This window comes from Bartonella sp. AA78NXGY (assembly GCF_042197005.1).
Taxonomy (GTDB): Bacteria; Pseudomonadota; Alphaproteobacteria; order Rhizobiales; family Rhizobiaceae; genus Bartonella.
Map to the genome: position 1 here is coordinate 1 of NZ_JBHIRI010000106.1, position 546 is coordinate 546.

Annotated in this window: 1 protein-coding gene; it reads left to right on the forward strand. The window is 48.7% G+C overall.

From position 1 onward, the window contains the following. Window positions 1-145: 145 nt before the first annotated feature. Window positions 146-546 (forward strand): phage tail protein (locus tag ACFINL_RS09890; RefSeq protein WP_375651509.1); only part of this gene is annotated, 401 nt, incomplete at its 3' end.

Consider the following 546-nt stretch of genomic DNA (forward strand, 5'->3'; position numbering starts at 1 on the left):
TCCCCCATCACACACAATCAAAATGTCACAGTGCATGTTAATGGGGCGCGTGAACCCATGGCCACTGGTCGTGCGGTCGCTCACGCCATTCAACGGGCACGCGCTAATGCGCTGCATGGCGGGACAGAATGAGGGGAGGGAGCCTATGAGAGATCCTTTGATGATGTTAGGTCCACATCAATTTTATGTGGACTGGCTGAATTTCCAATCCTTTGAAGAAGAGTTTTCTGCCTCCTGGGTTTGCCTAGAGCGTTTTGGCAGGTCCCCCAGTTTGCAATTTACCGGCTATGGCAATGATGCAAAGACCATTCATGGAGTTTGGTTTCCAGAAGAATTTGGGGACCGGGTAGCGATAGATGCCATCACTACAACTATTCGAAGAGCAAAGCCTGTCCAGATGCTTCGTTGGATTAATGATACAACCTATAGTGTCCTTCTCCATGGATCCGTAGTAATCACCAGTATCACAAAAGACCACGACTATATCAGTCGCTCTGGTCAATCCCAGCGCATCCGCTATTCCATTACGCTCTTGCCCTTTTTTAA